2 protein-coding genes are annotated in these 1691 nt (G+C 46.3%); both read right to left on the reverse strand.

Features of this window, described 5'->3' with window-relative positions:
• On the reverse strand, positions 1–503 hold a 503-nt coding region (locus tag K0A89_12910; protein ID MBW6519383.1), incomplete at its 3' end, for a hypothetical protein.
• A 4-nt stretch (positions 504–507) separates the two neighbouring features.
• Complete coding sequence (locus K0A89_12915) at positions 508–1608, reverse strand: radical SAM protein (protein MBW6519384.1); 1101 nt, start codon at positions 1606–1608, stop codon at positions 508–510.
• Positions 1609–1691: the final 83 nt, after the last annotated feature.

Raw genomic sequence — 1691 nt, forward strand, 5'->3', positions numbered from 1 at the left:
ACAGGCCCAACGTGCAGTATAACAAACTTTTCCGCATCTATCCGGTACTTCTTCCTGAACTGTTCCTTCTGCCCGGGAGTTGCAGGCACGAACCGTTCCACATCCACGCCATTGGGAAGGAATCTTGTATTGAATCCCAGGTCCTGAAAGAATTTTTCAGATTCCTGCGACTGGACCAGTATAACATCGGGCCTGAGATGTTTTACCAGCCGCCCGCAGGACAGCGTGGGATTGGGGGCCGATATCACCGTCCTGGCACCCCGGCAGTACAGGGAAAACAATCTGGCTGCCATAAAACCCATGGTCGTAGGCGCAAACACAAAATGGATGATATCAGGTCCAAAAGCCTTTGCCTTTCTCCATGAACCAATATCCCTGACATCCACCCTCAGAACCTCATGCGTCTTCGATACCCCACCAGCAAGATACCGGGCGACGGTCCTGGTGCCCATATCACCCTTGCCGCCCTCGTTATTGAAATATGCTACAAAACAGATACGCATAGACTCATATCCTGTTGATGAATTTGTTCTTAAGGTTCCATTTAACAAAATCGAACTTTCGCAGCATGGACGGTACCGCTTCACAGGCTACCCAGCAGCCGCATGTGCCTGACCGTATCTCGTGCCGTAGAGAACTCGCATCAGGAGATGTCCAGATACTATCAAATCCGTTCTCCTTTATGTTACCCAGCTTCCGGTCCAGCATTATACATGGATAGACATTCCCCTGAGGGTCAAGGAACAGTGAATGTGTACCTGAATAGCACCTCTGGTGCATTGTCCCCTCTATCTGGTGCCTGACACAATCCGACAGGTAGAACGCATACGGATCAATGAGCTTGTTGAATATCGATTCATTGCTTATACGGTCCTGGACTATTGTGCTCATATCGGCTTCAATAATATCCAGTTCACTGCTGCTCCATTCAAACTCAATTTCTGTATTGCCATAATATGCGCCGCTGTTATGTGCAAATCCTGCCAGGAACTTGATGTGTTTCTCTTTCGTGAACCGGTACACATCCTGTAATTCCCTGTAATTCCAGGGGGTTATGGTAAAATCAATCCCGATATTGACATCAGTTTCTGACTTCAGGAGTTCTATGGTCTCATTCAAAGCTTCATATGCACCCGGCACCCCACGGATCTCATCATGTTTTGCATTAAGGCCGTCCAGGGAAAGTGAAACACTGAAATGTTTTGGATTGTACATGTCCTGTATCTTTTTTATCTTATCAACAGTAAGTTTAGGGTTGAGACCGTTGGTGGCCACCCCGATAATAGCATTCGGGTACCTGTTGATAAACAATTCTGCAATCTCCACAAAATCCTTCCTCAAAAGTGGTTCTCCGCCGGTAAAACTCACTCCCTGAAGAGCTGCCAGGTATGGTGATGCCAGCAGGGTTTCAATGTCAGGAATGGTCAGTTCTTCTTTTGCCAGGTCTGGTTGTTGCTTATATTTCTGCCAGATGGAGCACATAACGCAGCGGCTGTTACAGTTGTAAGTAAGAGCAAAGTTCAGCCACAGGACATGCTGATGTGATGGTTTTTTAAGGAAAAATTCAATTGACTTTGTCGCCATCTCTTTTTTATTTAGTGTACCCATGTACTGCCTCTATCAGGACGTTTTCGAAATCTGAACATATCTTTTGCCAGCTATAATTTTCGTTTACGAATTCCATCCCTTCA

The organism is ANME-2 cluster archaeon (assembly GCA_019429385.1).
Taxonomy (GTDB): domain Archaea; phylum Halobacteriota; class Methanosarcinia; order Methanosarcinales; family Methanocomedenaceae; genus Methanocomedens_B.

Coding starts and splice junctions, on each gene's coding strand:
- K0A89_12915 (MBW6519384.1), bottom strand. CDS start 1,608: ATGGGTACACTAAATAAAAAAGAGATGGCGACAAAGTCAATTGAATTT.